This is a genomic window from Bradyrhizobium sp. BRP19, assembly GCF_020194195.1.
Lineage (GTDB): Bacteria > Pseudomonadota > Alphaproteobacteria > Rhizobiales > Xanthobacteraceae > Bradyrhizobium > Bradyrhizobium yuanmingense.
Genome location: NZ_JADYVZ010000127.1, coordinates 1 through 441, shown reverse-complemented (window position 1 = coordinate 441; position 441 = coordinate 1). Strand labels below are relative to the sequence as shown.

The window sequence follows — 441 nt, the reverse complement described above, 5'->3', positions numbered from 1 at the left end:
GTTCGAGAAGGAGTTCTATGAGGACGGTGTCGAGATCGCGACGCGCATCCGGACGCTGGCCGAGAACGTGAAGCCGGAAACGGTGGCCGCGCTCGCCAATGAGGCGCGCAACATCATGCATCTGCGCCACGTGCCGCTGCTCTTGCTGGAGGTGCTGACGCGCACCGCCGCCGGCCGCTCCGACGCGCTGGTCGCCAAGACCATCGAGCGCGTGATCGCGCGCGCCGATGAGCTGGCCGAATTCGTTGCGATCTACACGAGCGGCGGCGATCGGCGCACCGCGCCGGCCGGACATGGCCGCCAGTTCACCGCACAGGTGATGCGTGGACTGGATTCCGCACTGCGCAACTTCGACGCCTACCAGCTCGCCAAGTACGATCGGGCCGGCAAGGTCAAGCTGCGCGACGTCTTCCGGATCGCGCGGCCGAAGCCGGTCAACGA

General features: G+C 67.3%; 1 pseudogene. It reads left to right on the top strand.

What is annotated here, in order from left to right:
• Nucleotides 1–441, top strand: a pseudogene (locus I6F36_RS38815) (TROVE domain-containing protein); the annotation flags it as partial.